General features: G+C 66.1%; 18 protein-coding genes and 2 pseudogenes. 12 read left to right on the top strand and 8 right to left on the bottom strand.

Annotated elements, in window-relative coordinates; translation table 11 throughout:
* Positions 1 to 2: 2 nt before the first annotated feature.
* The 5 genes from OHA40_RS26685 to OHA40_RS26665 all read right to left on the bottom strand — a co-directional run bounded on the left by OHA40_RS26685 (position 3) and on the right by OHA40_RS26665 (position 4,732).
* On the bottom strand, positions 3 to 1,799 hold the full coding sequence (locus OHA40_RS26685) for a nickel-dependent hydrogenase large subunit (RefSeq protein ID WP_330229601.1): 1,797 nt from the start codon (positions 1,797 to 1,799) through the stop codon (positions 3 to 5).
* 9 nt (positions 1,800 to 1,808) lie between these two features.
* The gene (locus tag OHA40_RS26680) at positions 1,809 to 2,864 is read right to left on the bottom strand and encodes a hydrogenase expression protein HypE (protein WP_330229600.1); all 1,056 of its coding nucleotides are present in this window, start codon (positions 2,862 to 2,864) and stop codon (positions 1,809 to 1,811) included.
* Positions 2,865 to 2,950: 86 nt separating this feature from the next.
* A complete protein-coding gene (gene hypB, locus OHA40_RS26675; protein ID WP_330229599.1) occupies positions 2,951 to 3,796 on the bottom strand; it encodes a hydrogenase nickel incorporation protein HypB in 846 nt (281 codons plus the stop codon).
* Positions 3,754 to 4,128, bottom strand: a complete 375-nt coding sequence (locus OHA40_RS26670) for a hydrogenase maturation nickel metallochaperone HypA/HybF (RefSeq protein ID WP_330229598.1) — start codon at positions 4,126 to 4,128, stop codon at positions 3,754 to 3,756. Before OHA40_RS26670 ends, hypB begins: the two co-directional genes overlap by 43 nt.
* Positions 4,129 to 4,360: 232 nt before the next feature.
* Positions 4,361 to 4,732 (bottom strand): PepSY domain-containing protein, encoded by a 372-nt coding sequence (locus OHA40_RS26665; protein WP_330229597.1) that lies wholly within the window; start codon positions 4,730 to 4,732, stop codon positions 4,361 to 4,363.
* Positions 4,733 to 4,850: 118 nt separating this feature from the next.
* On the opposite strand from OHA40_RS26665, the gene OHA40_RS26660 reads away from it, so the two are divergent.
* The 5 genes and pseudogenes from OHA40_RS26660 (at position 4,851) to OHA40_RS26640 (ending at position 13,526) form a co-directional block, all read left to right on the top strand.
* On the top strand, positions 4,851 to 5,525 hold the full coding sequence (locus OHA40_RS26660; RefSeq protein ID WP_330229596.1) for a response regulator transcription factor: 675 nt from the start codon (positions 4,851 to 4,853) through the stop codon (positions 5,523 to 5,525).
* A gap of 35 nt (positions 5,526 to 5,560) precedes the next feature.
* Positions 5,561 to 6,997, top strand: a complete 1,437-nt coding sequence (locus OHA40_RS26655) for a sensor histidine kinase (protein WP_330229595.1) — start codon at positions 5,561 to 5,563, stop codon at positions 6,995 to 6,997.
* Positions 6,998 to 7,400: 403 nt separating this feature from the next.
* Positions 7,401 to 12,131, top strand: a complete 4,731-nt coding sequence (locus OHA40_RS26650) for a DUF3710 domain-containing protein (RefSeq protein ID WP_330229594.1) — start codon at positions 7,401 to 7,403, stop codon at positions 12,129 to 12,131.
* The gene (locus tag OHA40_RS26645; protein ID WP_330229593.1) at positions 12,128 to 12,646 is read left to right on the top strand and encodes a DUF4760 domain-containing protein; all 519 of its coding nucleotides are present in this window, start codon (positions 12,128 to 12,130) and stop codon (positions 12,644 to 12,646) included. Before OHA40_RS26650 ends, OHA40_RS26645 begins: the two co-directional genes overlap by 4 nt.
* Positions 12,647 to 12,776: 130 nt before the next feature.
* Positions 12,777 to 13,526, top strand: a pseudogene (locus OHA40_RS26640) (sensor histidine kinase).
* A gap of 182 nt (positions 13,527 to 13,708) precedes the next feature.
* On the opposite strand, the gene OHA40_RS26635 reads toward OHA40_RS26640, so the two are convergent.
* From OHA40_RS26635 to dhaL, 3 genes and pseudogenes are all read right to left on the bottom strand, one after another.
* Positions 13,709 to 14,143 carry a zinc-binding dehydrogenase gene (locus tag OHA40_RS26635; protein ID WP_330229592.1) on the bottom strand — a complete coding sequence of 145 codons (435 nt, stop codon included), beginning with the start codon at positions 14,141 to 14,143 and terminating at the stop codon, positions 13,709 to 13,711.
* Between the two features lie 118 nt (positions 14,144 to 14,261).
* Positions 14,262 to 14,954, bottom strand: coding sequence for a hypothetical protein (locus tag OHA40_RS26630; RefSeq protein WP_330229591.1), 693 nt, complete (start codon positions 14,952 to 14,954; stop codon positions 14,262 to 14,264).
* An 86-nt stretch (positions 14,955 to 15,040) separates the two neighbouring features.
* A pseudogene (dhaL, locus tag OHA40_RS34780) lies at positions 15,041 to 16,735 on the bottom strand (dihydroxyacetone kinase subunit DhaL).
* Positions 16,736 to 16,934: 199 nt separating this feature from the next.
* Here dhaL and OHA40_RS26615 point away from each other — a divergent pair.
* From OHA40_RS26615 to OHA40_RS26585, 7 genes are read left to right on the top strand one after another with little or no spacing between them, the layout of a single operon-like run.
* Positions 16,935 to 18,296 carry an MFS transporter gene (locus OHA40_RS26615; RefSeq protein ID WP_330229588.1) on the top strand — a complete coding sequence of 454 codons (1,362 nt, stop codon included), beginning with the start codon at positions 16,935 to 16,937 and terminating at the stop codon, positions 18,294 to 18,296.
* Between the two features lies 1 nt (position 18,297).
* Positions 18,298 to 18,834: a VOC family protein gene (locus OHA40_RS26610; RefSeq protein WP_330229587.1), complete on the top strand. Its 537-nt coding sequence runs from the start codon at positions 18,298 to 18,300 to the stop codon at positions 18,832 to 18,834.
* Positions 18,831 to 19,619: an SDR family NAD(P)-dependent oxidoreductase gene (locus OHA40_RS26605; RefSeq protein ID WP_330229586.1), complete on the top strand. Its 789-nt coding sequence runs from the start codon at positions 18,831 to 18,833 to the stop codon at positions 19,617 to 19,619. The genes OHA40_RS26610 and OHA40_RS26605 overlap by 4 nt, the downstream gene beginning before the upstream one ends.
* A complete protein-coding gene (locus OHA40_RS26600; protein WP_330229585.1) occupies positions 19,616 to 20,911 on the top strand; it encodes a 3-keto-5-aminohexanoate cleavage protein in 1,296 nt (431 codons plus the stop codon). The genes OHA40_RS26605 and OHA40_RS26600 overlap by 4 nt, the downstream gene beginning before the upstream one ends.
* The gene (locus tag OHA40_RS26595; RefSeq protein WP_330229584.1) at positions 20,905 to 21,318 is read left to right on the top strand and encodes a hypothetical protein; all 414 of its coding nucleotides are present in this window, start codon (positions 20,905 to 20,907) and stop codon (positions 21,316 to 21,318) included. Before OHA40_RS26600 ends, OHA40_RS26595 begins: the two co-directional genes overlap by 7 nt.
* Positions 21,315 to 22,202, top strand: a complete 888-nt coding sequence (locus OHA40_RS26590; RefSeq protein ID WP_330229583.1) for a 3-keto-5-aminohexanoate cleavage protein — start codon at positions 21,315 to 21,317, stop codon at positions 22,200 to 22,202. Before OHA40_RS26595 ends, OHA40_RS26590 begins: the two co-directional genes overlap by 4 nt.
* Positions 22,199 to 23,914 carry an IlvD/Edd family dehydratase gene (locus OHA40_RS26585; RefSeq protein ID WP_330229582.1) on the top strand — a complete coding sequence of 572 codons (1,716 nt, stop codon included), beginning with the start codon at positions 22,199 to 22,201 and terminating at the stop codon, positions 23,912 to 23,914. Before OHA40_RS26590 ends, OHA40_RS26585 begins: the two co-directional genes overlap by 4 nt.
* Positions 23,915 to 23,921 lie beyond the last annotated feature (7 nt).

Here is a 23,921-nt window from a genome sequence, read left to right as displayed (position 1 = left end):
ACTCACTCCGGGGTGAGTGTCTGCGTCGGTGAGTGCAGCTTCTCCAGGGTCTGTCCCTTGCCGAGGTACATGTGCACGCCGCAGGGCAGGCACGGGTCGAAACTGCGCACGGTGCGCATGATGTCGATGCCCTTGAAGTGCTCGCGGTCGTTCTCTTCGAAGATCGGCTGGCCCTGCACCGCGTCCTCGTAGGGGCCCGGTGTGCCGAAGCTGTCGCGCGGGCTGGCGTTCCACGGCGTCGGTGGATACGGGTGGTAATTGGCGATCTTCCCGTCCCGGATCACCATGTGGTGCGACAGCACACCGCGCACCGCCTCGGTGAAGCCGCAGCCGATGCCCTCGTTGGGCACCTCGAACTTCTCCCAGGTCTTGGTGTGGCCGGCCCGGATCTCGGCCATGGCCTTCTCTGCGAAGTGCAGCGCACACGCCGCCGCGTACGCCTGGAAGTAGGTGCGCGCGCGGTTGCGCTCGATGGTGTTGCTGCCGTGCGCCGGGATCTTCCATTCCAGCGACACCGGCCCTTTGAGCGCGGTCTTGGGCAGGTTGATCTGCACGCTGTTCCCGGTCGACTTCACGTAGCCGATATCGACGAGGTTGGCCAGTGCCGTCACCCAGAGCCGTGCCAGCGGGCCGCCACCGGTGTCCAAGGCGAGGTGGTCGGTGCCGTCGAACCAGCGTGGCGACATCACCCAGCTGTACTTGTCCTCGAGGTCTCGCTTCTGCGGCTTGGGGTTCGTGTGCTGGTTCCATGGGTGGCGCCGGTCCACCGGATTGCCCAGCGGATCGGTCTGGACGAACGTCTCCTGATCGGTCCAGTCGTCGTAATACGAACTGCCCAAGAGAATCCGGATGCCCAGGTTGATGTCGACCAGGGAGGTGGTGAGCAGCTTGCCGTCGACCACGATGCCCGGGCTGACGAACATCTTGCGGCCCCAGTCCTCCATGTCCTTGTATTCGAAGTTGCAGACCTCGGGGTCCTGGAACGAGCCCCAGCAACCCAGCATCGTGCGCCGCAAGCCGACGTTCTCGTAACCCGGCAGCGCCTCGTAGAAGAAGTCGAACAGGTCGTCGTGCATCGGCACGACCTTCTTCATGAACTCCACGTAGCGCATCAGCCGGGACATGTAGTCGGTCATCAGCTGAATGGTCGCGACCGTGCCGGGACCGCCCGGATACAACGTCGACGGGTGCACGTGCCTGCCTTCCATCAGGCAGAACATCTCCCGGGTGATGCGGCTGACCTGCAGCGCCTCCCGGTAGAACTCACCGGTGAACGGGTTGAGCGCCCGCATGATGTCGGCGATCGTGCGATAGCCGTGCTCGCCCGCGTGCGGCGCCTCGGTGTTCTCCGCCCTGGCCAGCACGCCGGGATTGGTCTCCGAGACCATCTTCTCGCAGTAGTCCACGCCGACCAGGTTCTCCTGGAAGATGTTGTGGTCGAACATGTATTCGGCCGCTTCGCCGAGGTTGACGACCCACTCCCCCAGGTGCGGCGGGCGCACGCCGTAGGCCATGTTCTGGCAGTAGCACGAACAGGTCGCGTGGTTGTCGCCACAGATACCGCAGATGCGGCTGGTGATGAAGTGCGCGTCGCGCGGGTCCTTGCCGCGCATGAAGATCGAGTAGCCGCGGAAGATGGACGAGGTGCTGTGGCACTCGACCACTTCCCGATTGTCGAAGTCGATCTTGGTGTAGATACCGAGACTGCCGACGATGCGAGTGATCGGGTCCCAGGCCATCTCGACGAGACGGTCCGGTTCGATCGTTCGGTGCGACGGCTCCGGGATGATCTGGGTCATCGGATCCTCCTACCAGGTGCGGGTCGCGCCGGTTTCCAGCTTCCGGCCCTTGTGCCGCCAGTGCGGCTCCTTGTCGACCGTGCGTTCGGTGATATGACGGAGGCTGCGGATCACCGATCCGTAGAGCCCCGAGGCGGTGGACGAGAACTTTCCGCCGGGCGGTTCGTCCATGAACGGCATGAATTTGTCGGGGAAGCCGGGCATGGTGCAGCCGATGCAGATGCCGCCCACGTTCGGGCAGCCGCCCAGCCCGTTCATCCACCCGCGCTTGGGCACGTTGCACTTGACCACCGGGCCCCAGCAGCCCAGTTTCACCAGGCAGGTCGGCGAGCCGTACTCGGTGGCGAATTCACCCTGCTCGTAGTAGCCCGCGCGGTCGCAACCCTCGTGCACGGTCGCGCCGAACAGCCACTTCGGCCGCAGCGCCTCGTCGAGCGGGATCATCGGCGCCTGTCCGGTCGCCATGTAGAGCAGATAGGTGAGCGTCTCCGACAAGTTGTCCGGTTGGATGGGGCAGCCGGGCACGCAGATGATCGGAATGCCCGCCTTGCTCTTCCACTCCCAGCCGAGATAGTCGGGCACGCCCATCGCGCCGGTCGGATTACCCGCCATCGCGTGGATGCCGCCGTAGGTCGCGCAGGTGCCCGCCGCCACGATGGCGGTCGCCTTCGGCGCGAGACGGTCCAGCCATTCGCTGGTCGTCATGGGCTGACCGGTGGCGGGGTTGTTGCCGAACCCGCACCAGTAGCCTTCCTCCTTGAGTTGCTCGTTCGGGATCGAACCCTCGACCACCAGGACGAACGGCTCGAGCTCGTCGCGGTCGGCCTTGAAGAACCACTCCAGGAAATCGTCGGCGCCGCCGTTGGGGCCGCACTCGAAGTCGATGAGCGGCCAGTGCACGGCGATCTTCGGCAGACCGGGCAGAGCGCCGAGGGCGATTTCTTCGATGCTCGGCTGGGTGGCCGCCGTCAAGGCGACCGAGTCACCGTCACAACTGAGTCCTGCATTGATCCAGAGAACGTGGATCAACGTTTCTTCGGCTTGTACTGCTTCCTGAGTGGGCATATTTCGCCACCTTCCGCAGCGGACCACCGGGGGCCGAATCTCGCCTTTCTCGAAGAAGGGGTCACCCGGAAATGTGATCCTGATCGCTATATATTAGCTCGCCCGGCGGCTCTCTCCAGAGTCGCCGAACCGGCCGCGCGATGCCGCGCGGCCAGCCAGTCGTACCAGTGCGACAGGCCTGCACCGCTGGTCACCGACAGCGGTAGGACCTCGACGCCGGGGTGTATCGAGGCGATGTATTCCCGGCATCGGTCCAAGTCGAAGTCGACGTAGGGCAGCAGGTCCATCTTGTTCACCAGCACCAGTCCCGCTGCCTGGAACATGTGCGGGTATTTCAGTGGTTTGTCCGTCCCCTCGGTGACCGAGATGACCACCACCTTCTCGTCTTCGCCCAGATCGAACAGCGCCGGGCAGACCAAGTTTCCGACGTTCTCCACCAGTAGCAGCGTGCCCGGCGCGGGATCGAGCGTCTCCAGCGCGCGATACATCATCTCGGCATCCAGGTGGCAGCCCGCGCCGGTGTTGATCTGCACGACGCGGCAGCCGGTGGCCGTGATCCGTTCGGCGTCCAGCAGCGTCGCCTGGTCGCCCTCGATCACCGCGATCGGGGACTGGCCGGACTCGCGGATGGTGCGCTCCAACAGAGTGGTCTTGCCCGCACCCGGAGAGCTGGTGAGGTTCAGCGCGACGATGTCGCGCTCGGCCAGCCACGCCCTGTTGCGCTGCGCCAGTTCGTCGTTCTTGGCCAGGACCTTCAGCTCCAGGCTGACCGTCTCGGTGGCGGGCAGATGCATGTGGTGGTGATCGTGGTGATCGTGTGTGTGCCCATGATCCGCCGGGTGAGCGTGGTCGTGCCCGTCGTCGTGTTGATGGTCGTGCGGGACGTGAATCACCGCGGCGGCGTCGTCGCCACATCCGCAGGTTGCGCACATGCCTCACTCACCTCCATCGATCGGATTCGCAGCTCGCGCCCGGAGCGGATGTCGACATCGGCGCTGCCGCAGGAGCACAGCAGGATCGGATCGGAGAGCCGGAACTCGGCCCCGCAGGCCCGGCAGGCCGCGGCACCAGGAATCTCCACCAGGATCAGGTCCGCGCCCTCCGCCACGGTGTCCTCGGCCGCGACTTCGAAGCAGAACCGCATGGCATCGGGCACCACGGCGCACAGTGCGCCGACCTCGACGGTGACGGCGTAGACCCGTCGTCCCGCCGCATGCTCGCAGACGGCGTCGATCACACTCTGTGTGATCGCCATTTCGTGCATCGCGACCTCGATTCCTCGAGCGAACCCTATTGAGGCTACTCCCGGGCAAACAAGACGCGGGCGGAATCGTCGAGGCTCCCGCGAACTCGTCCGCCGAGGTGACAGACACATAACGACCGAAATCCGGGCGTGGCCGAGACGCTCCTTCCCGATCTCGGCCGCCCAGCAGCAACAACGCATGCGTACCCGAACCATCCTGCGTCACACCCACCTCCGGCAGGCGCCGCGCGGATCAGTCGTGGTTGATCTTTGCGAGCACTTGGCCGCTGTTCGCATCGATGGTCACCTCGTGCTCCACGCCGTCTGGCGTGGTGAGCTCGACCTCCCACACCGGGGTGCCGCGATCGGTGTCGAGCTCGGCGGAATCGACGCGCCCGCCCGGCACGGCCTCGATCGCTTTGTCGATAGCCTGCTGCCTGTTGATGCCGGGGTCCGCGACCAGCGACCAGTCCCGCGCCGACGGATTGAAGGCGATGGTGTGATCGTGGCCGCCGGTGGCGACGGCGCCGAGGGCGAAGCTCACGCCGGCGACGACCGCCGCGACGGCCGCGCCGAAGATGACCCAGCGAAGCCCTGCGTAGGCACGGCGGAAAGCGGTAGTCATGGGGAACCTCCTGCGGGAGTAGCGATCTCGATGTGGTGATCACTGTGACAGGGGGAAGCTGAAGGCGAGCTGAAGTCACCTGAAGACCGCTTCAGCATCCATCTGCGACCCTTGGTGGGTGCGTTTGTTGATCGTCGAGGACGAAAAGCGTTTGGCCCTCACTCTGGCAAAAGGGTTGTCGGCCGAGGGATTTGCCGTGGACGTGGTACACGACGGCGCCGAGGGCCTGCACCTGGCGACCACCACCGACTACGACCTGATCATCCTCGACATCATGCTGCCCGGCATGAACGGCTACCGGGTGTGCGCCGCGCTGCGCGCCGCGGGCCACGAGACGCCGGTGCTCATGCTCACCGCGAAGGACGGCGAATACGACGAGGCCGAAGGTTTGGACACCGGAGCCGACGATTACCTCAGCAAACCTTTCTCCTATCTGGTGCTGCTGGCCCGCATCCGCGCCCTGCTGCGCCGCCGGACCCGCGGCGGCGCACGAGTTCTGCGCGTCGGCGATCTGATCGTGGATCCGGGCACCCGCACCTGTCGGCGCGGCGCGCAGGACGTCACGCTCACCGCCAAGGAGTTCGCCGTCCTCGAGCACCTGGCCGTGCGCGCCGGGGAGGTCGTGTCGAAAGCCGATATCCTCCACCATGTCTGGGACTTCGCCTACGACGGCGATCCGAATATCGTCGAGGTCTACATCAGCACCCTGCGCCGCAAGATCGACGCGCCATTCGGGCGCCGGTCCATCACCACCGTCCGCGGTGCGGGCTATCGGCTGGCGGCCGAGGCGTGACCGGCCGGTCCCCCAGGCGCTCATGGTGGCGATCGGTGCGAGCACGCACCACCGTCGCGGCGACAGCCGTGGTCGCGGTGGCGTTGACGGCTGCCGGGTTGGCGGTGCTAGCGGTGTTGCGGCACAACCTGGTCGAGAGCGCGAGCTTGCAGGCGGAGACAACCGCGCGCAATGTAGCGATCGAGCTCGCGGCAGGAGCCGACCTCACCCGATTGACGCTGCCCGACGCCGAGGAACATCCGGTGCAGGTCGTTTCGGTTGACCGCCGAGTGTTAGCCGCCGCCCAAGAACTCCAGGGAAAACCACCGATCGCCGACTTCGGTCCCCACACGAGATCCCGCGACGACGAGGATGACGATGACGAGGAGGAGGACGATGACGCAGAGGAGCGTGACGACGAGAGCGCCTCGACGCCCGCCGATCCCGCGACAGCGGAGGCGGAATTCGGCGACGTGCGGTTGACGGTGGACGCCGACGACGGCCCGCTCCCGTTCCGGGTCGCCGCACTCGCGGTGACCCTCCCGGGCGGACAACCCGCTACCGTCTACGCGGGCGCCTCCCTGGAGACCGCCGACAGCGCGGTGGCGGACGCGCGGCAAGCCATGCTGATCGGCCTGTCGCCCCTGCTCGTCGTAGTCGCCGCGGTGACCTGGCTGGTCACCCGCCGTGCCCTGCGCCCAGTGGAGGCGATCCGCGCGCAGCTCGCGGAGATCATGGACGGCGACCTCTCCCGCCGTGTTCCCGAACCCGCCTCCCGCGACGAAATCGCCAGGCTGGCAACGACTACCAACGCCACGCTCGCCGCCCTGGAAGAATCCTCCGAGCGCCAACGCCAATTCATCGCCGACGCCGCCCACGAATTGCGCAGCCCCATCGCAAGCCTGCGCACCCAACTCGAAGTGGCCCAAGCACATCCAGATCTGCTGGAACTGGATGGGCTGATCGACGACACCATCCGCTTGGAACACCTCGCCGCCGACCTCTTGCTGCTGGCCCGGCTCGACGCGGGCGAGCAACCGCGCTCCGATCGCGTCGACCTGACCACCCTGGTCCGCGAGGAGCTGGCCCACCGCGTCGGCGACCGGATCGCCGTAGACATCACGATCCCGGACGAGCCGATCGTGGTCACCGGCAGCCGGACCCAGCTCGCCCGCGTCCTGGGCAACCTCGTCGACAACGCGCAAAGGCACGCCGCAAGCTTCGTGCGCGTCGCCGTGGAACCCGACAGTGATGGACGAGTGCTGCTGTCGGTCATCGACGACGGCCCGGGTGTGCCACCTGCCGACCGAGACCGCATCTTCCAGCGTTTCATCCGCCTGGACGACGCGCGCACCCGCGACGAAGGCGGCGCGGGTCTTGGCCTGGCCATCGTCCGCGATGTCATCGAGCGCCACGGAGGCACCATCCACGTCACCGATGGTGTGCCCGGCGGCTCCCACTTCGTCGTCACCCTGCCCGCTGGCGATGCGTAGCGATGCCCGTGTCCTACCCGAGTTACCGTCGGCCGCAGGGATATCGAAACAGGCATTGAGCCGGGTGTCGAATTCTGTTGCCACACAGATCATCTTCAACCGTGCGCGGAGCCATCCTCGCGTCGCGGTCGGCTGACGCATCCCGCAGGCCAACCGACCGGTTTGTAAAGTAAGAGGTGGCGGCGTACAACGCTCGCTGACAATGTCGCTCGAATAAGCGTCACTTCACGGCGAATTGATGGATAACATGAGCGCCGGGGGTTCCGATAGATCTCACGCCACTCGAACACGCATGCCTCCCAGGAACCTTCCGCGCACTGTCGGCATCGATCCGGAAGTACAGCCGATGACCAAACCCTCCCCCCACTCGGCTATTCGCCTCTGCGTGCTCCAGGCAGGTGGCGTGCCTCAGGCACTGACGGAACACGGCAAGCTATGGATGCCTGCCGAACCACTGGCGAACGAGCCCGCGTTCACCGAGTCGCTTTCCGCCGCAAAATTCTTCGCTGCGGCAGCGGGTTCGAACGCGCGGAACACCCTGCGCCGGTTGGAAAAGATCTCCACGCTGTCTACGCGGGAGTACCTGTCCGAGTTGCTCACCTTCGCCGACGACCACGACTTCGACGTCGCCGTGCTGCCGGAGTACCTCAGCCCGATCAGTTGCCTGGATCTGATCATCGGTTTCTCGCGTTCTCGGGCCATCGTGACCGGGATGGGCGTCGTCCGGAATCGGGACGAGGCGAGCATTCTTACCGAACACGCCGTCTCCGCATGGCAGCCCGAACAGCTCATCGGACGGAACGTCAGCGTGCTGGTGGAAAACGAACGCGTCCACCTCTCGACCAAGCAGCATCTGTCCGAACACGAAATAGCCGAGTCCGGCGCGGGGCCGATCGTCGTCGATATGACCTTTCGGGACCGGACCGTGCGCGTCGCGGTCGCGGTGTGTATGGACTACCTTCGGCATTCCCAGCGTCTTCTGGAGGAGGCGCCGGAGGTCGTGTGCATCCCGGCGCGTACTGCGACAACTCGGCCATTTCTTCCTGATGCCCCGCGGGATTTCGTCCGGCTCATCGCCAACAATCCCGAATCCGGAGGCAGCACGATAGTCGGCCCGTCACTGCGCGGGTCGGCCTTCACAAACAAGGACGGCGTCAAGCCGCTGCAGGCGGGATGCCAGGGCGCGATAATGATCGATTACGACCGGTTCGAACGCAGACCGGCGTCTCTGGTGAGCACGAAAAACCGACTCGTCGTGCGTTCCCAGATCATCACGCGCTCCGACGATGAAGTGGCAGCGGCCGCCGTGCGGGCACTGGAGGAGATGCGGGGCTCGAAGGGGTGGACCACCAACGTCGATCTGCCCGAACAGATCAGCCGCTGGCTGGACCATCTCAAATTCCCGGGCCCTCTTCGTGACGCACTCGAGGAATATCGCAGGGCGCTCGCGACCGATATGGACGACGAGGCGCTGTTCACCGTGCTCAGTACCCATCTCGTCGTCTCTTCTGTCACCGACGCGAAGGTCACCCGGGCGCGGCAGGCTCGGTTCGTAATCGAACGGATCGGCGAGCTGATCGCGACCGGTATCAGCACCCCGCCACTGGGCGCGCTGCTCGACGCCTACCGCGACCTCGCCGACGAAGCTCCGATGGACGCCAAAGCAATCCGCTCGACCGACGACGGGAATTGGTCGTTCGCATTGCGACTCGGAGCGTATGACAGCGGCAGCGCGGTCTCCACTCTTCCCCGGCAACTCAATTTCCTTCGAGCGATGGGCGATCTCCCCGCGGACGGTATGTCCGTCACCTACCGGATGCAGTCCGCCGCCAACCCGTTGAGCACAGATCTGCGCAACTATTTCGACGTAATCGTGTCCGGGCGGGAATCGGTCGTGAATCCCGGCCAAATCGAGGGGCAGTTGCGGTCCATGCTCGTCGAGAGTTGGCCGATCAGCACCTCCGACGAGAAACCGGAGCTCGCCGCCGGTTCGCACTGCCTGCAGATCATTCCGGACTTCAGCTCGCAGGGGCCGACGATTCGAGACGACTGGTCACCGCTGTTCGATCTCATCCGAACCCAGGAGACGCCCATCATCGTGGAGATGCGGGCCGTCCCGATGGAGATCGATGGGAGGAACCGAGAACAAGACCGGGACGAGGACGAGACATTTCGGCACGCGGTGGTGTCCATGCCGTACATGGCCACCGGCGACCTCGTCGAGCGTCGCGCAAGTGCCTATTTCAATCTGCTGCGCGAGATGTCGAAGCTGGAACCACCGAGCATCGGCATGTCACTCGTGGTGAGCAGCATGAAACCGATTCCCCCCGTCCTCGCGGACACGATCAAGTACGAAATCTTCGGCACCGTGCCCGCGACGGTTCGATCAGTCGGACCCGACCAGGCCCACGCTGACCCGGTGGCCCTGACGCCCAGTCAGTTGATCCGGCTCTTCCATCCGCCATACGGTCACTTTCAGGCCCGCGGGCTGCGTGCCCGGGTCACCCGGGAGATCTCCTACGAAGGACCGAATCTGCCCACGATCGGAACCAAGATCGGAACTGCGCGGGTCGCGGGCCCGATCCGCGACCGCCGGGTGGACGTGCTGCTGGACGAGACAGCGCGGGTTCGCCACCTGTACGCGGTGGGCCGAACCGGCACGGGCAAGACCAACTTCCTCAAAGAGCTGTGCCGGCAGGACATGGAAGCCGGGCGCGGGTTCGCGGTTCTCGATCCCCATGGCGATCTGGTGGACTATCTGGTCCGGCACTCCCAGTCCCGCCTGAAGGACATCGTGCTGCTCGACTTCGGTCAGCCGCACTATCTTCCGGCGTTCAACCCACTCACCGTCGACATCACCGACTCGCGGAGCATGAATCTGCATATCGGAGACTTTCTGCGCACTCTGGAATCCCGGTACTACAACGAGTTCACCGGCCCGGTGTTCGACGATATGGTCCGGCAAGCTCTGGAAACCATGTTCCAGCCCGGGTTTCCGGTGCCGCGATCGCTGGATCTCATCGAGGCCATGTACCGCAATCGCGAGATTCGGAAACTGGTTTCGATGAGCATCGCGGAGAACAGTGTGCTCCGTGACCGGTGGAATGTATTCGAGGCGATCCAGGAGGGCGAGCGGGCCGAGCGAATCGTGTGGATGCTGTCGAAGCTCGCCGACTTGATGCCCGCGGGCAGCCGCATCCGCTCGTCACTGTGCAGCACCCGCACGTCGCCACTGTCCATCGAGCACACGGTGTGGAACGACGGAATTCTCCTCGTCAAGCTTCCGGAATCGGTGATCGGCGCCCAGGCCGCGTCCTTTCTCGGCAGTTTGATTCTCCGTCGCGTCCAGCGCGCCGTCTTCGACTACGAGCGCGGGACCGGACTGCCGCCCGGCAAGCGCGCGGCGTTCAGCCTGATCATCGATGAGTTTCAGAAGTTCGCCACCTCGGGCATAGAGGGATTGATCGCCGAGGCGCGCAAATTCGGCTGCGGACTGGTGCTGGCGCATCAGAATCTGGAACAGCTGTACGCATTTTCCCGGTTCGAAGGAGCACGCAGTCGCGAATTGCTCAACGCGATCCTGGGCAATGTCGGTTCTGTCCTGGCCTTTCGGGTCGGTCCGGAGGACGCCGAGCTATTGGCGCGCATGCTCAAGACCAAAGCGTCGTCCTTCGACGAACTGCCGATGCACAAGGCTCTTTGTCGGCTGACTGTGGACAAGGACGATACGCCGTGCTTCACGCTGACCGTCGATGACTCCGATCGCACCCAAGGCATGACCGGCAGCGTAGGCCACCTCCGGGAGCGCATGATCGAGGAGGGATACTGGGTTGCGATCGACGAGGCCGACGCGGAATGCGAAATGCACCTCCCCCAGTTCGAGCAGGCGCTGGAGAAGACAAGGGAAACCGCGACCGCGCAAGCGGTCAATCGGGCCCTGGATCTCCGCCGAATGGTCGATGAGAATCCCGCCGAGGTTCAGGACCATATCGAGAAGATGACCGAGTCCATGGGCGAATCGGCGATGATGGACATGCTGTCGGATATTCTTTCCGATGTCACCGCCTATCATCTCGAACTCTCCTCGGGGGTACGGCAGGAAATCGTCGAGAGGGTGATATCCGGCCTCCATGATGCGGGCGACGACGCAGACTGGTCCGCCGACGTCGCCGCCTTGCTTCCGTCCGACGCGAATCCGACGCGCGCCGCCGATCTCGTGGACGGCCTGCGCGCGATGGCAGAAGCGTTGTCGGAGATACCCGCTGACGACCTTCGCGCAGTAATGGGCGCTTTCGTCGAAATGATGGTCTCCGGCTATGTAGGCAGGCAATTCGGCCGGGCCGCCATTCGCGATGCCGCGGCGAGAATCACGGACGCAGCCGGCCCGTCGGAGATGTACGACTCGATCCAACAGTTGCCCGCCGCGCTCTCATCGGCGTGCAAGCGGACCGTCAACATGCTGCAGCGACTCCGGCGCAAATTTCCCAGCGGTGATTTCCTCGCGGTGGCGGCCGAGCTGATCGACCGGCGTGAGGTGGGACCGTTCGACATCGACGAATTGCAGGCGGTCCCCCGCACCGGGTGGGACTTCGGGAGCATGATCCTGACCGTCCTCGATCCCGAGATCAAGCTCGGTGGGATCCGGAATGAAGATCGGCTGGTGGCCGTGTCGCTGACACTCGACGGGTGCGAACTTCGCCTGGACCTGCTGCCGACGCACGGCGGTCCCGCATGGGGCGCGGTCCGCAGGTCGGCGCAGAAGCAGCAGGATAGGGCGGGGGTGAGCGTCCAGGAAATCCTGGGACCGTACGGGCCCGAGCTGGTATTCATCGCACCTGACGACCCGCGGAAGCGGATCAGGCTATTCGGCATCGACGGGCCCGGCTGGCTGTTGCGCGCCCACGTTTTCGAACACGCGTCGGCTTCGCTCACGCTGTCCGAAGCCCTCACCGCCGCACTGCGTGGAGTAGTCGTCAGAGTGCGGCCGGACGCTCCTCGCGGATTGTCGGCGCTTCCACTCGAACGTCCGGACCGCCACGCCGCACCGAAGGCCGAACCAACCTCCGAACAGGCGGCCGACCGACTCGCCCGCAATGACGCCGAGACCTCGGAACCCGATAAGGAATCACGATGATGGCGACTACGATACTCAGCCTGATCTCCCCCGCCGTCGCGGTCGCGATCGCCGGGTGGGGCTTTCGCCGCACGAGCAGAGCGGATCGCCTGCGCGCCTATTTCGACCTCACCGAACGGTACTTGTCCCCGGCCAATCGGGAGGGACGACGTCTGATCCATGAGGTGATCGCGCAAACCCCGCACGATCAGTTCGGCGATCTCGCGAGCGATGTCCGGGACAAAGTCAATCATGTGCTGGCGACGATGAATTCCATCGCAATCGCCTGCGACGGTGGTTATGTCGATCGGGTGCTGGTGGAGAACAGTATGGCGAGGTCGTACTCGAACGCCGTCGTCGCTTCGCGGCCCTACATCGACTTCATCGAGCGCAAACGGGGGTTCCGGCCATACCAGTACGCTGAGCGACTCGCCACGTCCTTCGCATCGGCAGCGCACGCCTCCGACTCCGCCATCGGAGGCACGGACCGCAGGCCACTGTTGCGCGCTCGGCCATGGCCGCGACTCAGGCGATGAGCTGCTTCTGACACGCCCGGAGCTGATCGGCCTGTCGCCCTTGCTCGTCGTAGTCTCCGCGGTGACCTGGCTGGTCACCCGCCGTGCCCTGCGCCCAGTAGAGGCGATCCGCGCGCAGCTCGCGGAGATCATGGACGGCGACCTCTCCCGTCGCGTTCCCGAACCCGGCTCCCGCGACGAAATCGCCAGGCTGGCAACGACTACCAACGCCACGCTCGCCGCCCTGGAAGAATCCTCCGAGCGCCAACGCCAATTCATCGCCGACGCCGCCCACGAATTGCGCAGCCCCATCGCAAGCCTGCGCACCCAACTCGAAGTGGCCCAAGCACATCCAGATCTGCTGGAACTGGATGGGCTGATCGACGACACCATCCGCTTGGAACACCTCGCCGCCGACCTCTTGCTGCTGGCCCGGCTCGACGCGGGCGAGCAACCGCGCTCCGATCGCGTCGACCTGACCACCCTGGTCCGCGAGGAGCTGGCCCACCGCGTCGGCGACCGGATCGCCGTAGACATCACGATCCCGGACGAGCCGATCGTGGTCACCGGCAGCCGGACCCAGCTCGCCCGCGTCCTGGGCAACCTCGTCGACAACGCCCAGCGGCACGCCACTGCGACAGTGCGAGTCGCCCTGGACCGCACAGCCGACGGACACGTTCTCCTGACGGTCACCGACGACGGCCCCGGCGTGCCACACACCGACCGAGACCGCATCCTCCAGCGATTCGTCCGACTGGACGACGACGCCCGCACCCGCGACTAAGGCGGCGCAGGTTTGGGCCTTGCCATCGTCCGCGATGTCATCGAGCGACACGCAGGCACTATCCACGTCACCGACGGCGCCCACTTCGTCGTCACCCTGCCCGCCGCTCGCGTCTGAGTACTGCTCGCGGTCAGCGGCGATCGCGGCTGCTCTGCGGGCTCAGCGCAGTTCCAGCACTGCCTTGTCGTGCAGGCGGCGTGACAGCAATGCCTGGGCAGCTTCACCAACCTGAGTCCAGTCCCCCCGCCAGGCGATGTTCGGGTCCAAGGTATCGGTCGCGACTCGGTCGGCCAGCCAGCTCAGATCCGGGCCGAGGTTGGTGCAGGCCAGCAGGAAGAACGTCGTGATCGACCGGTTGTGGCGTCCCTGATCACCGAAGAACGCCCGAACGGGAACGTCTCGTCCACGCCCGCGGCGTGACCGACGGCAACCACGGTGCCACCCTCGGACAAGCGTTGGTAGGCGTCGACGAGTTGCGAGCCGCCCACCAAATCGATAACACCGTCGACCGGGGCCTCCAGATCGGTGGGGCCGCTGATGATCTCGGCCGCGCCGAGTTCGCGCAGACTTGGAGCATGCGTGGCCGGATCGCCGGTCGACGCGATGACGTGCGCTCCACCAAGACGGGCGAGCTGGACCGCGTAGCGGCCGGTGCCGCCGGTCGGCCCCTTGCGGTACCAGCCGGAAGGGGTTACCGATGGGCGACCCCACCGGTATCCCCTCCTACTCGGCACCAACTCGGCGCGGCGCGCGGACCTGCCGCAGGCCCGCGCGCCGCGGCGACCGATAGGAAGGCTCCCATATCCAGGTGGTTGCTGGTCGGACGTCGTCGTGCTCGCTCTGTGAGTCAGATCATTTGGCCGCGAATGGCGCGTTGATCGTCGTGAAGTACTGCACCGCGGCCATGATCGCCACGGGCGCCGTGACGAGTAGCTGACCTGCTATGGTGCCCAGCGCCCCGACGGCGATGACGCCGCCGAGGCAGCCGATCGCCGCTGCTGGGATGAAGGGACCGAACATACCCACGATCGAGGCCGCGGCCACCGTGGCGCCGGCGATTCCGCCGAGAACGCAGCCGACAGCCGCGCCGCCGAGTCCGCCGACTAGCGTGCCGATGCTGGCTCCCATGGCGATGGTGCTCGTCAAACGGCTCCATGCGGCTTGTTCACGGTCGTACGGGGTCTTCCAGGGCGCCTGATCCTCGTACGGGAGGGCGACGGGTTGGTAGACCGCGTGCTCGAGGTCCAGTCGCGGCGTGAGGGTAGCGACCCGGTCGGTGATGCGCGCGGTGATAGGGAAGACGAAATCGTCTACGCGAAAGGTCAATTCCGCTCCGGCGAGCAGTGTGCCGTCAGCGGCTTTGACTTTGAAGACGCCGTCCTCGACCGTCATAGATCCGGCGTCCGCGGAGATAGTCGTGGCATTCTCGGTGATCCGCGCGGTGACGTTCACGGGCGCGCTCTCGCTCGGGGGAGCCGAATGGGCAGTGCCGGTTGTCATGCCGAGTGCCGTCACCAGCAGCGTCGATGCTGCGATCTTCCTCATCTGTGTTCCTTACATTCTCTGGGGTTCCTCGCACCGATTGCGGTGGTTGGAGGCTGGGTGCGCCCGACGGAAGGATCGGGCCGCGGCTATTCGAGGGCCGAGGAGGCTGCCTCGAAGAACAGGGCGACGGTCAACGCGCCGGGGTCGATGACGCCCGCGGCGTGTGCGCCGACGTAGCTGGCTCGGCCTTTGCGTGCGAGCATCCGTTCCGTGCACGCGGCACCGCGCCGGGCCGCGGCGGCGGCCAGGCGCAGCCCCGTGCGGAGGTCGGTGTCGCGTTCGGCCGCCGTGGTCAGAGCCCGAGCGGCGGGTGCCATGGCGTCGACCATCGTGTTGTCCCCCACCTCGGCATGACCGAGACGCTGGACGGCCTCGACAGCGTCGACGAACCCACAGGCAAGGTCGGAGAGAGTGACTCGATTGCCCGGCTCAACCGCACAGCCCGCCGCGATCTTGCGGAACCACACGCCGAACAACGGACCGCTGGTGCCGCCGGTGTGCAGGAAACCGTCGGAGACCGCGGTGAACAAGGCAGCCACGGAATCCACCTGCTGTCGCCGGCGAGCCGCGGTCACGCGACGGAGTGCGGCACGGAGGTTGGTGCCGAAGTCGCCGTCACCGGCCCGGCGGTCGAGTTCGGTGAGTTCTTGGTGGGTTCGGTCGACCTGGTCGATGAATCGGTCGACCCAAGTCTCGGCGGCGTGTGTGTCGAGGTAGTTGTTCATCGGTCCTCACCAGGTCAGGGCAGCTGTGCGGACGGGAGCGTCCCAGAGCCGGAGGACTTCGTCGGTGGCGCGCACCAAACTGATCGAGCAACCGTGCATGTCGAGCGCGGTCACGTAGTTGCCGACCAGGGCGCGGACGGACGTGACGCCACGCGCGGCGAGCACCGTGCACAACTCGCGATAGGCGAGCGACAGTTCCAGCGGATGGGTGGAGCCGAGCCCGTTGACGATCGCGATGACGCTGTCACCGGTGGACAAGTCGAGCGCACGGACAACTGGCGTCGCCAGCGCGTCGATCAACTCGCGTGCGGGTCCGAAGGGAAGCATGCCGGTTCCGCGTTCACCATGGATGCCGACACCTAATTCCACTTCGTGACTCGACAATTCGAAGGACGGCCGCTGCTGTCCCGGATGTGTGCAGGCGGCCAGCGCCAGGGCCATCGTGCGCGCCGACGCGGCGACCCGGCGACCGAGGTCGGCGACGTCGCCGAGACTCGCTCCGGCCTCCGCCGCCGCGCCGCAGATCTTCTCCACGGCTACCACGGCCGCGGTGCCGCGCCTGCCCGGACGTCCATCACTGGCGCCGGACGGGGTGGTCGCGAGGTCGTCGTCCACCAGGACCGTCTCGATGGGAATGCCTTCGTCGGCGGCGAGTTCGGCGGCGATCGCGAAATTGAGCACGTCCCCGGTGTAGTTCTTCACGATCAGCACCACGCCGTGCCCCTGGTCCGCGGACTGGATGGCGGCTCTGATCTGGTACGCGGTGGGGCTGGCGAACACGGCGCCGGGAACGGCGGCGTCGAGCATTCCCGTACCGACGAATCCGGTGTGCAACGGTTCGTGCCCGGAGCCGCCGCCGGATACCAGCGCGACTTTCGGCCGGTCCGATCGCCGGGCGCGGACGACGAAGGCGGGGTCCAGGGAGCAGCGCACCAGGTGCGGGTGCGCGAGCTCGAGTCCGCGTAATGCCTCGGTGACGAGGTCATCCGGATCGTTGATCAGGGCCCGCCGGGCCGAAGCCGGTGGCGGCGGAACACGTTCATCGGTGAAGCGCATGCGCTGGACCATCCTCCGCAAACCTGTGAGGCACAACACATCCGTCTCATTCATTGAGATCCACTGTGGAGTCTCGATGAATGGGATCCATCGGTTGCGAGGTTGGAGGTTTGCGAATGAACTGCTGGTGCGCTGCGATGGGTAGTGACCCAGCCCACACGCGGCGTTCGCAACGACGCGTTGGAGAGGAGCGGTGGATATGACCACTGCCGAGGCCGCTATCGAGGCCAGCGTAATTCGCAAGGTGAGCTGGAGATTCCTGCCCTTCATCGGCTTGTGCTACATCGTCTTGTATCTGGATCGCCAGAATATCGGCGTTGCCGCCTTGACGATGAACGCCGACCTGGGCCTTTCGGCCACGGCGTTCGGGCTCGCCGCGGGCATCTATTTCTGGAGCTACACCCTCTGTGAGGTGCCCAGCAACTTGGTGCTGGCGAAGGTCGGGGCCCGCCGGTGGATTCCCCGGATCATGATCACGTGGGGCCTGGTCACCATCGCTACCGCACTCGTGCAGGGGCCGACCGATCTGTCCATCGCTCGAGTGTTGCTGGGAGCGGCAGAGGCTGGATTCTCACCGGGCGCTCTTTACTTCATCACGCGCTGGTTCCCCTATCGTGCCCGCGCGCGAGCCATGGGCTGGATCGTGACATTCATCTGCCTGTCCGCGATCGGGACCCCGGTGTCCGTGCACATCCTGCAACTGGATGGACTCGCGAATATCGCCGGGTGGCGCTGGTTGTTCGTGATTACCGGCATACCGGCAGTCGTCTTCGGCGTCCTGTGCTACCGCGTGCTGAAAGACCATCCCGCCCAGGCGAAATGGCTCACCCCAGAGGAGCAGTCCTGGCTGCAACGGACGATTGACGCCGAGCACGAACGCAACCAGCAGCGGCACTCGATGTCGGTGCTGCGCGGCCTGACCGACATCCGCGTCCTCGTGCTGTGCCTGGTCTTCCTCACCATTACGTTCGGGCTCAACGGATACAGCATCTGGATGCCGCAGATTCTGGCGAGCTTCGGCTGGAGCAAGCTCGAGATCGGTTGGCTGGGCGCGGTTCCGCCGCTGCTGGCGGTGCTGCCCGCGCTGGCCTGGACGCGCCGCTCGGACCGGCGTAAGGAGCGCGTATGGCACTTCGCGCTGCCGATGCTCGTCTCCGCCGCCGGGTTCGGGTTCGCCTCGGCCAATCTGCATACTCCCACCGCGGCAATGGTCGGATTCTGCGTCGCCGCGATCGGCCTCTACTCAGCGATGTCGATCTTCTTCCTGCTCCCCAGCGCCATGCTCAGCGGTATCGCCGCCGCGGCGGGACTGGCACTGATCAACGGAGTGGGCAACCTAGGCGGGTTCTTCGGGCCGCAGGTCACCGGGATCATCAAGGACACCACCGGTAGTTTCGCACCCGCGATAGCGGCCTTCGGGGCCGTGCTCGCCGTCGGGGCGGTACTCGCGGTCGCGCTCAGCCGTAACCGCGACATGCGACGGGCATTGCGGGAGCACTGGCAGAACGCGGACGACGGGCCGCAAGAGCCTGCGGCAGTCGCCAACACCGAGGGGAAGTGAAATGAGCCGATTGTTCGGGCCGATCCGGCAGAACGGTTACGTCGTGCGGAATCTGAAGCAGGCGATGCACCACTGGATCGACGTGCTGGGTGTGGGACCGTTCTTCTACATCGAACGACTTCCGGTGCGGCAGTTGCAGTTCCGGGACACACCGAGCGACGCCACGATCAGCGTCGCCCTCGCCCAGAGTGGGGAGCTGCAGATCGAGTTGATCCAGCAGCTCGACGACGCGCCGACCGCGTTCCGGGAATTCCTCGACGCGGGGCGGGAAGGTCTGCATCACGTCGCGTTCTGGACCACGACCTTCGACGCCGACCTCCACCGCGCCCGCAGCGGCGGGCTGCGGGTGGTGCAATCGGGGCGATCGGGCCGCGGCGGCCCGGACGAGCGATTCGTCTACTTCGAGCCCGGCGGACATCCGGGCGCCATGATCGAACTGTCGGAGGTCAGCGGCGACAAGGGGCGAGTCTTCCGTGCGGTCGCCGCGGCCGCGGAGGGTTGGGACGGCCGGGACCCGATTCGGGAGATGGTCTCGTGACCGCCGCCCGGACGGCCATCGTGTCCGGCGGCGCCTCGGGAATCGGACTCGCCACGGTCGAACGGCTACTGTGGGACGGCTGGCGCGTTGTCGTCGCCGATCGAGACGCGACCGCGCTCGACCAGGCTCGCGACCGCCTACCGGACTACACCGAGCACGTGCGATTCGAACAACTCGACGTGACCGACGGCGACGCGGTCGACGCGATGGCCGACGCGGCAGCCGCCGAGTTCGGCGGCCTGCACGGTGTGGTCACCGCAGCTGGAATCGGCTCCACCACGGCGTTTCTCGACAGCACACCGGAACTGTTCCGGCAGGTGATCGAGGTGAATCTGGTCGGAACGTTCCTGGTGGCCCGCGCCGCGGCCAGGCACATGCGCACGGGCGGCTCGATCGTGACGATCTCCTCGGTGTCCGGCTTGCGCGGCAGCCCCGGCCGCACCGCGTACAGCGCATCCAAGGGCGGGGTCATCACGATGACCAAAGTGATGGCGGTGGAACTGGGCCCGCTGGGCATCCGTGCCAACTGTCTCGCGCCGGGCGCCACCGAGACGCCGCTCGTGACCGCCGCGCACACACCGGAAGTGCGGGCCGTTATTCTGCCGGCCATTCCGCTGGGCCGCTACGCCCGGCCATCCGAAACGGCGAATGCGATCGCGTTTCTGCTCGACGAGCGCTCCGCCTTCATCACCGGCCAAACCCTGACCGTCGACGGCGGGCAAACTGCCGGGGCGGGTTGGAGTTTGCGGTCGGACCACGCAGGAGTCGGGAAGGCGAACCGGTGAAGAAACTGATTATCAGCGTGCACCCGAACGAAGGCGCGATGCGAGCGCCGAATCCACACGTCCCCTGGACAGCGGACGAGATCGCTCGGGACGCTGCTGCCGCCCGCGACGCAGGCGCGGCGATGATGCACTTCCACGCTCGGACCACCGACGGCGGCGCCGACCACAGCACCGACGGTTACGCGAGGACGATCCGGGCGATTCGCGAACGCACCGACCTGCTGCTCGCACCGTCACTGGCGAACGCGCCGGGCGCCACCATCACCGAACGGCTGGCGAACATCGTGGACAACGCCCATGATCCGATGACCCGCGCCGACTTCTTGTCCGTCGACGTTGGTTGTGCGAACCTCGACCGCTACGACTGGCAGGGGCACGAATTCCGCAGCACCGACCGGGTTTTCGTGAACGACGTCGGTAGCGTCGCACGCGTTCTGCGCACCGCGCGCGAGCTTGCCATGAAACCACTGCTGGCCTCGTTCAACATCAGCTGGACGCGCAGTATCGAGGCATTGCTCGACGCGGGCGAGATCGAGGAACCGGCCTTCGTCCTGCTGGTGCTGGGCGGTCCGGAGTTCGTGGCGGCCCATCCAGGAACAACGGCGGGACTCGACGCCCACTTGGGCTTCCTTCCGGCTGGCAAACAGATCGAATGGGCGGTGAGCGTGCACGCGGGCAATGTCCTCGACGTCGCGACCGCGGCCATCGAACGCGGGGGACACGTCGCCATCGGTCTCGGCGATTACCCGCACTTGGAACTCGGCGCACCGACCAACCCGGAACTCGTCGCCCTGATACGGGATATGGCCCGCGAGCGAGGCAGGGCGGTGGCGACTCCGGCCGAAGCCGCCGAAATGCTCGGCATGCCACCCGCGCGTCCTCGCCTCGTCATCGGGCACGGTCGACAACAAGTGGCGGTGATGGATTCGGTCTCCTACGCCTCGCGCGCCGACGCGGGCCGCGTCATCGTGACCGGTTCGCACGGCGGAGCCAGCGCCGGGGAGTACGCGCGCCGGTTCACCGTGTCGTGCCTGGTGGCCAACGACGCCGGATTCGGTAAGAACAACGCCGGGATCAGAGGGTTGGAAGAAATCGACGCCGACGCGATCGCGGGTGTCGCCGTGGGGCACGAGTCGGCCCGCATCGGCGACGGCACCGACGTCTGGGAACACGGGGTGATCACCTTCGTCAATGACACCGCTCGCCGGCAGGGCTACACCGTGGGCGCACGCGTTCAGAACGAGATCCGCAGGATCACCGTGGACGGGACACAGGAGGCCGCCGAATGTTGAGAAAAGTCGTGCACTCCGGTCGCGGTCGGCAGGTCGTGGTCATGGACAGCCTGTCACAGGCAACCGAGGCCGATCGGAATCACGTGATCGTCGCCGCGTCCAACGGGGGCGCCGCATCCGGTACCGCGGCCCGGCGGCTGAGTCTTGGATGTGTCGTGCTCAACGACGCCGGTATCGGCAAGGATGGCGCAGGCGTCGCGGGAATCACCGCGCTGGACGAGGTCGGCATCCCGGCGGTCGCGGTGAGCCACATGTCCGCCGAGATCAGCAACGGCATGGACACCTGGGACAACGGTGTCGTGTCGTTCGTGAACGAGACCGCGCAGAACGCGGGTTTCCGCATCGGTGAACGTGTCTCCGACGCGGTGCTGCGATTCCTCGAAACCTCCCCGGAGCCGACGCCATGACCGGACGCAAGGTGATCGTCACCGTCGCGCCGACCGGCGGACTGGCGAACAAGGCCGACAACCCGAACCTCCCCACGCAACCGCACGAGATCGCCGCGGATGTGCTGCGCTGCTACAACGCCGGAGCGAGCATCGCCGCCCTGCACGCCCGCCGCCAGGACGACGAGGCCACCTGCGATCCCGCGGTCTACCGGGAGACCAACACGCTGATCCGGGCCCGCTGCGACATCGTGATCAACAACTCCACCGGCGGCGGCGTGAACGGAGACCTGCTCACCTGGAACGAGTCCGGCTACCACGAGGTCAGCTGGGCGCAGCGGCTGCGCGGCCTCGACGGCGGCGCCGACATGTGCACACTCGACGCGATGACGTGCTTCGCGAGCGTCGGCGACCGCGAGGTCTTGCTCGCGACCTCGCCGTCGCGGGGGCGCGAATTGGCGGAGGGCATGCGCGCCAAGGAGATCAAACCCGAATGGGAGGCGTTCGGCCCCACGCACCTTGCCCAGGAGATCGCCGCGCTCATCGGCGGCGGATACGACTCGCCACCGTACTTCGTCAATCTGGTGTTCGGTCTGGACCGGGTGTTCCAAGGGGCGCTGCCGTACTCACCGAAGAACCTGCAGCTGATGGTCGATCTGCTGCCCCAGCAGAGCCTGTTCACCGTCAGCGCGGTGGGCGAGCCGGACACCGATGCTTTGGTGCACGCGCTGCTCCTCGGCGGGCATGTCCGAGTCGGGTTGGAGGACAACCTCCGGGACGCCGGGGGGAAACCGACCACCAATCTTGCCGCCGTGCAGCGGATCGTACGCATCGTGCGCGAGCTGGGTATGGAACCGGCTACCGCGGCCGAAGCCCGCGAAATGCTGGGATTGGAGCGACTATGACCACCGAACTCAGGTCACGCGACTGGTTCGGCCCCCACGACCTGAACGGCTTCGCGGCGCGTTCGTGGATGAAGAACCAGGGCATACCGGCGCGCATGTTCGACGGGCGGCCCGTGATCGGGATCTGCAACACCTGGTCGGAGCTGACGCCCTGCAATGCGCATCTGCGGGAGATCGCCGAGCATGTCAAGCGCGGCGTGTACGAAGCGGGCGGATTCCCGGTCGAATTCCCGGTGACATCGCTGGGAGAGACGTTGCTGCGTCCGACCAGCATGCTGCTGCGCAATCTGGTCAGCATGGACGTCGAGGAGTCGATCCGCGCCAATCCGATCGACGGTGTCGTGCTGCTCTGCGGTTGCGACAAGACGACGCCGGCCCTGCTGATGGGCGCGGCCAGCTGCGATCTGCCGACGCTGGTGGTGTCCGGGGGCCCGATGCTGACCGGCCGGTTCCGCGGACAACGGCTCGGGTCGGGTACGAATGTGTTCTCGATGTCGGAGGACGTGCGTGCTGGACGCATGCCGGTTGGCGACTTCCTCGAGGCCGAGGCCTGCATGTCCCGGTCGGCGGGGCACTGCAACACGATGGGCACCGCGTCCACGATGGCGGGTCTGGTCGAAGCGCTGGGCATGGGGCTCCCCGGCAACGCCGCCATCCCGGCCGTCGATGCCCGCCGCCGGGTACTCGCCCACGACGCGGGCGTCCGAATCGTCGAGATGGTGGCCGAGGATCTGCGGATTTCGCGGGTACTCACCCGCGACGCCTTCGAGAATGGCATCCGGGTCAACGCGGCACTGGGTGGTTCGACCAATGCGGTGATCCATCTGCTCGCCTTGGCCGGACGCCTGGACGTGCCATTGGCACTGGATGATTTCGACCGTCTCGGCCACGATACGCCGCTGCTGGTCGATCTGCTGCCGTCGGGCCGGTTCTTGATGGAGGACTTCTTCGAGGCGGGTGGCATGCCCGCGCTGCTTGCTGAGTTGAGCGACCACTTGCACCGTGGCGCTTTGACGGTCACGGGGAAAACGTTGGGCGAGAATGTTGCCGACGCCCAGTGTTGGGATCGCGAAGTCATCCGGTCCGTCGGGCAGCCGGTGCTTCGCCGCGCCGGGATTACCGTTCTGCGAGGCAATCTCGCGCCGAATGGTGCGGTGATCAAGCCGTCGGTCGCGTCGCCGCATCTGCTGCGCCATCGTGGCCGCGCGCTGGTGTTCGACAGCGTGGAGGACCTCGCCGCCCGAATCGACGATCCGGACCTCGACGTGGACGAGAACAGTGTGCTGGTGCTGAGGGGAGCTGGACCTCGTGGCTACCCCGGTATGCCGGAGGTCGGCAACCTGCCGCTGCCGAAGAAGCTACTGGCGCAGGGAATCACCGACATGGTCCGAATCTCCGACGCGCGAATGAGCGGCACGGCCTACGGCACCGTCGTGCTGCATGTGGCGCCCGAGTCCTCGGCCGGAGGTCCGCTGGCGCTGGTGCGTACCGGTGATGTCATCGAGCTCGACGCACAATCACGCAGCCTGCGCGTCGACCTCAGCGACGACGAACTCGCCAGGCGCGGGCAGAGCCTCACGCCGCCATCACCCGTCGCCGACAGCGGATATCAGCGGCTCTACATCGACCACGTGCTCCAAGCCGACCGCGGAGCGGACCTGGATTTCCTGGTCGGGCGCCGAGACGCGGGCGTGCGGCGGAACAATCATTGAGCGGAGG

It is taken from the genome of Nocardia sp. NBC_00508, assembly GCF_036346875.1.
In the GTDB taxonomy this organism is placed as follows: Bacteria; Actinomycetota; Actinomycetes; order Mycobacteriales; family Mycobacteriaceae; genus Nocardia.
This window is presented reverse-complemented; position numbering and strand designations above follow the sequence as displayed.

Bases quoted from the DNA above. Each gene is read 5' to 3' on its own strand.
- OHA40_RS26685 (WP_330229601.1), bottom strand. From the start codon at position 1,799: ATGACCCAGATCATCCCGGAGCCGTCGCACCGAACGATCGAACCGGAC.
- OHA40_RS26680 (WP_330229600.1), bottom strand. From the start codon at position 2,864: ATGCCCACTCAGGAAGCAGTACAAGCCGAAGAAACGTTGATCCACGTT.
- hypB (WP_330229599.1), bottom strand. From the start codon at position 3,796: ATGTGCGCAACCTGCGGATGTGGCGACGACGCCGCCGCGGTGATTCAC.
- OHA40_RS26670 (WP_330229598.1), bottom strand. From the start codon at position 4,128: ATGCACGAAATGGCGATCACACAGAGTGTGATCGACGCCGTCTGCGAG.
- OHA40_RS26665 (WP_330229597.1), bottom strand. From the start codon at position 4,732: ATGACTACCGCTTTCCGCCGTGCCTACGCAGGGCTTCGCTGGGTCATC.
- OHA40_RS26645 (WP_330229593.1), top strand. From the start codon at position 12,128: ATGATGGCGACTACGATACTCAGCCTGATCTCCCCCGCCGTCGCGGTC.
- OHA40_RS26630 (WP_330229591.1), bottom strand. From the start codon at position 14,954: ATGAGGAAGATCGCAGCATCGACGCTGCTGGTGACGGCACTCGGCATG.
- OHA40_RS26615 (WP_330229588.1), top strand. From the start codon at position 16,935: ATGACCACTGCCGAGGCCGCTATCGAGGCCAGCGTAATTCGCAAGGTG.
- OHA40_RS26610 (WP_330229587.1), top strand. From the start codon at position 18,298: ATGAGCCGATTGTTCGGGCCGATCCGGCAGAACGGTTACGTCGTGCGG.
- OHA40_RS26595 (WP_330229584.1), top strand. From the start codon at position 20,905: ATGTTGAGAAAAGTCGTGCACTCCGGTCGCGGTCGGCAGGTCGTGGTC.
- OHA40_RS26590 (WP_330229583.1), top strand. From the start codon at position 21,315: ATGACCGGACGCAAGGTGATCGTCACCGTCGCGCCGACCGGCGGACTG.
- OHA40_RS26585 (WP_330229582.1), top strand. From the start codon at position 22,199: ATGACCACCGAACTCAGGTCACGCGACTGGTTCGGCCCCCACGACCTG.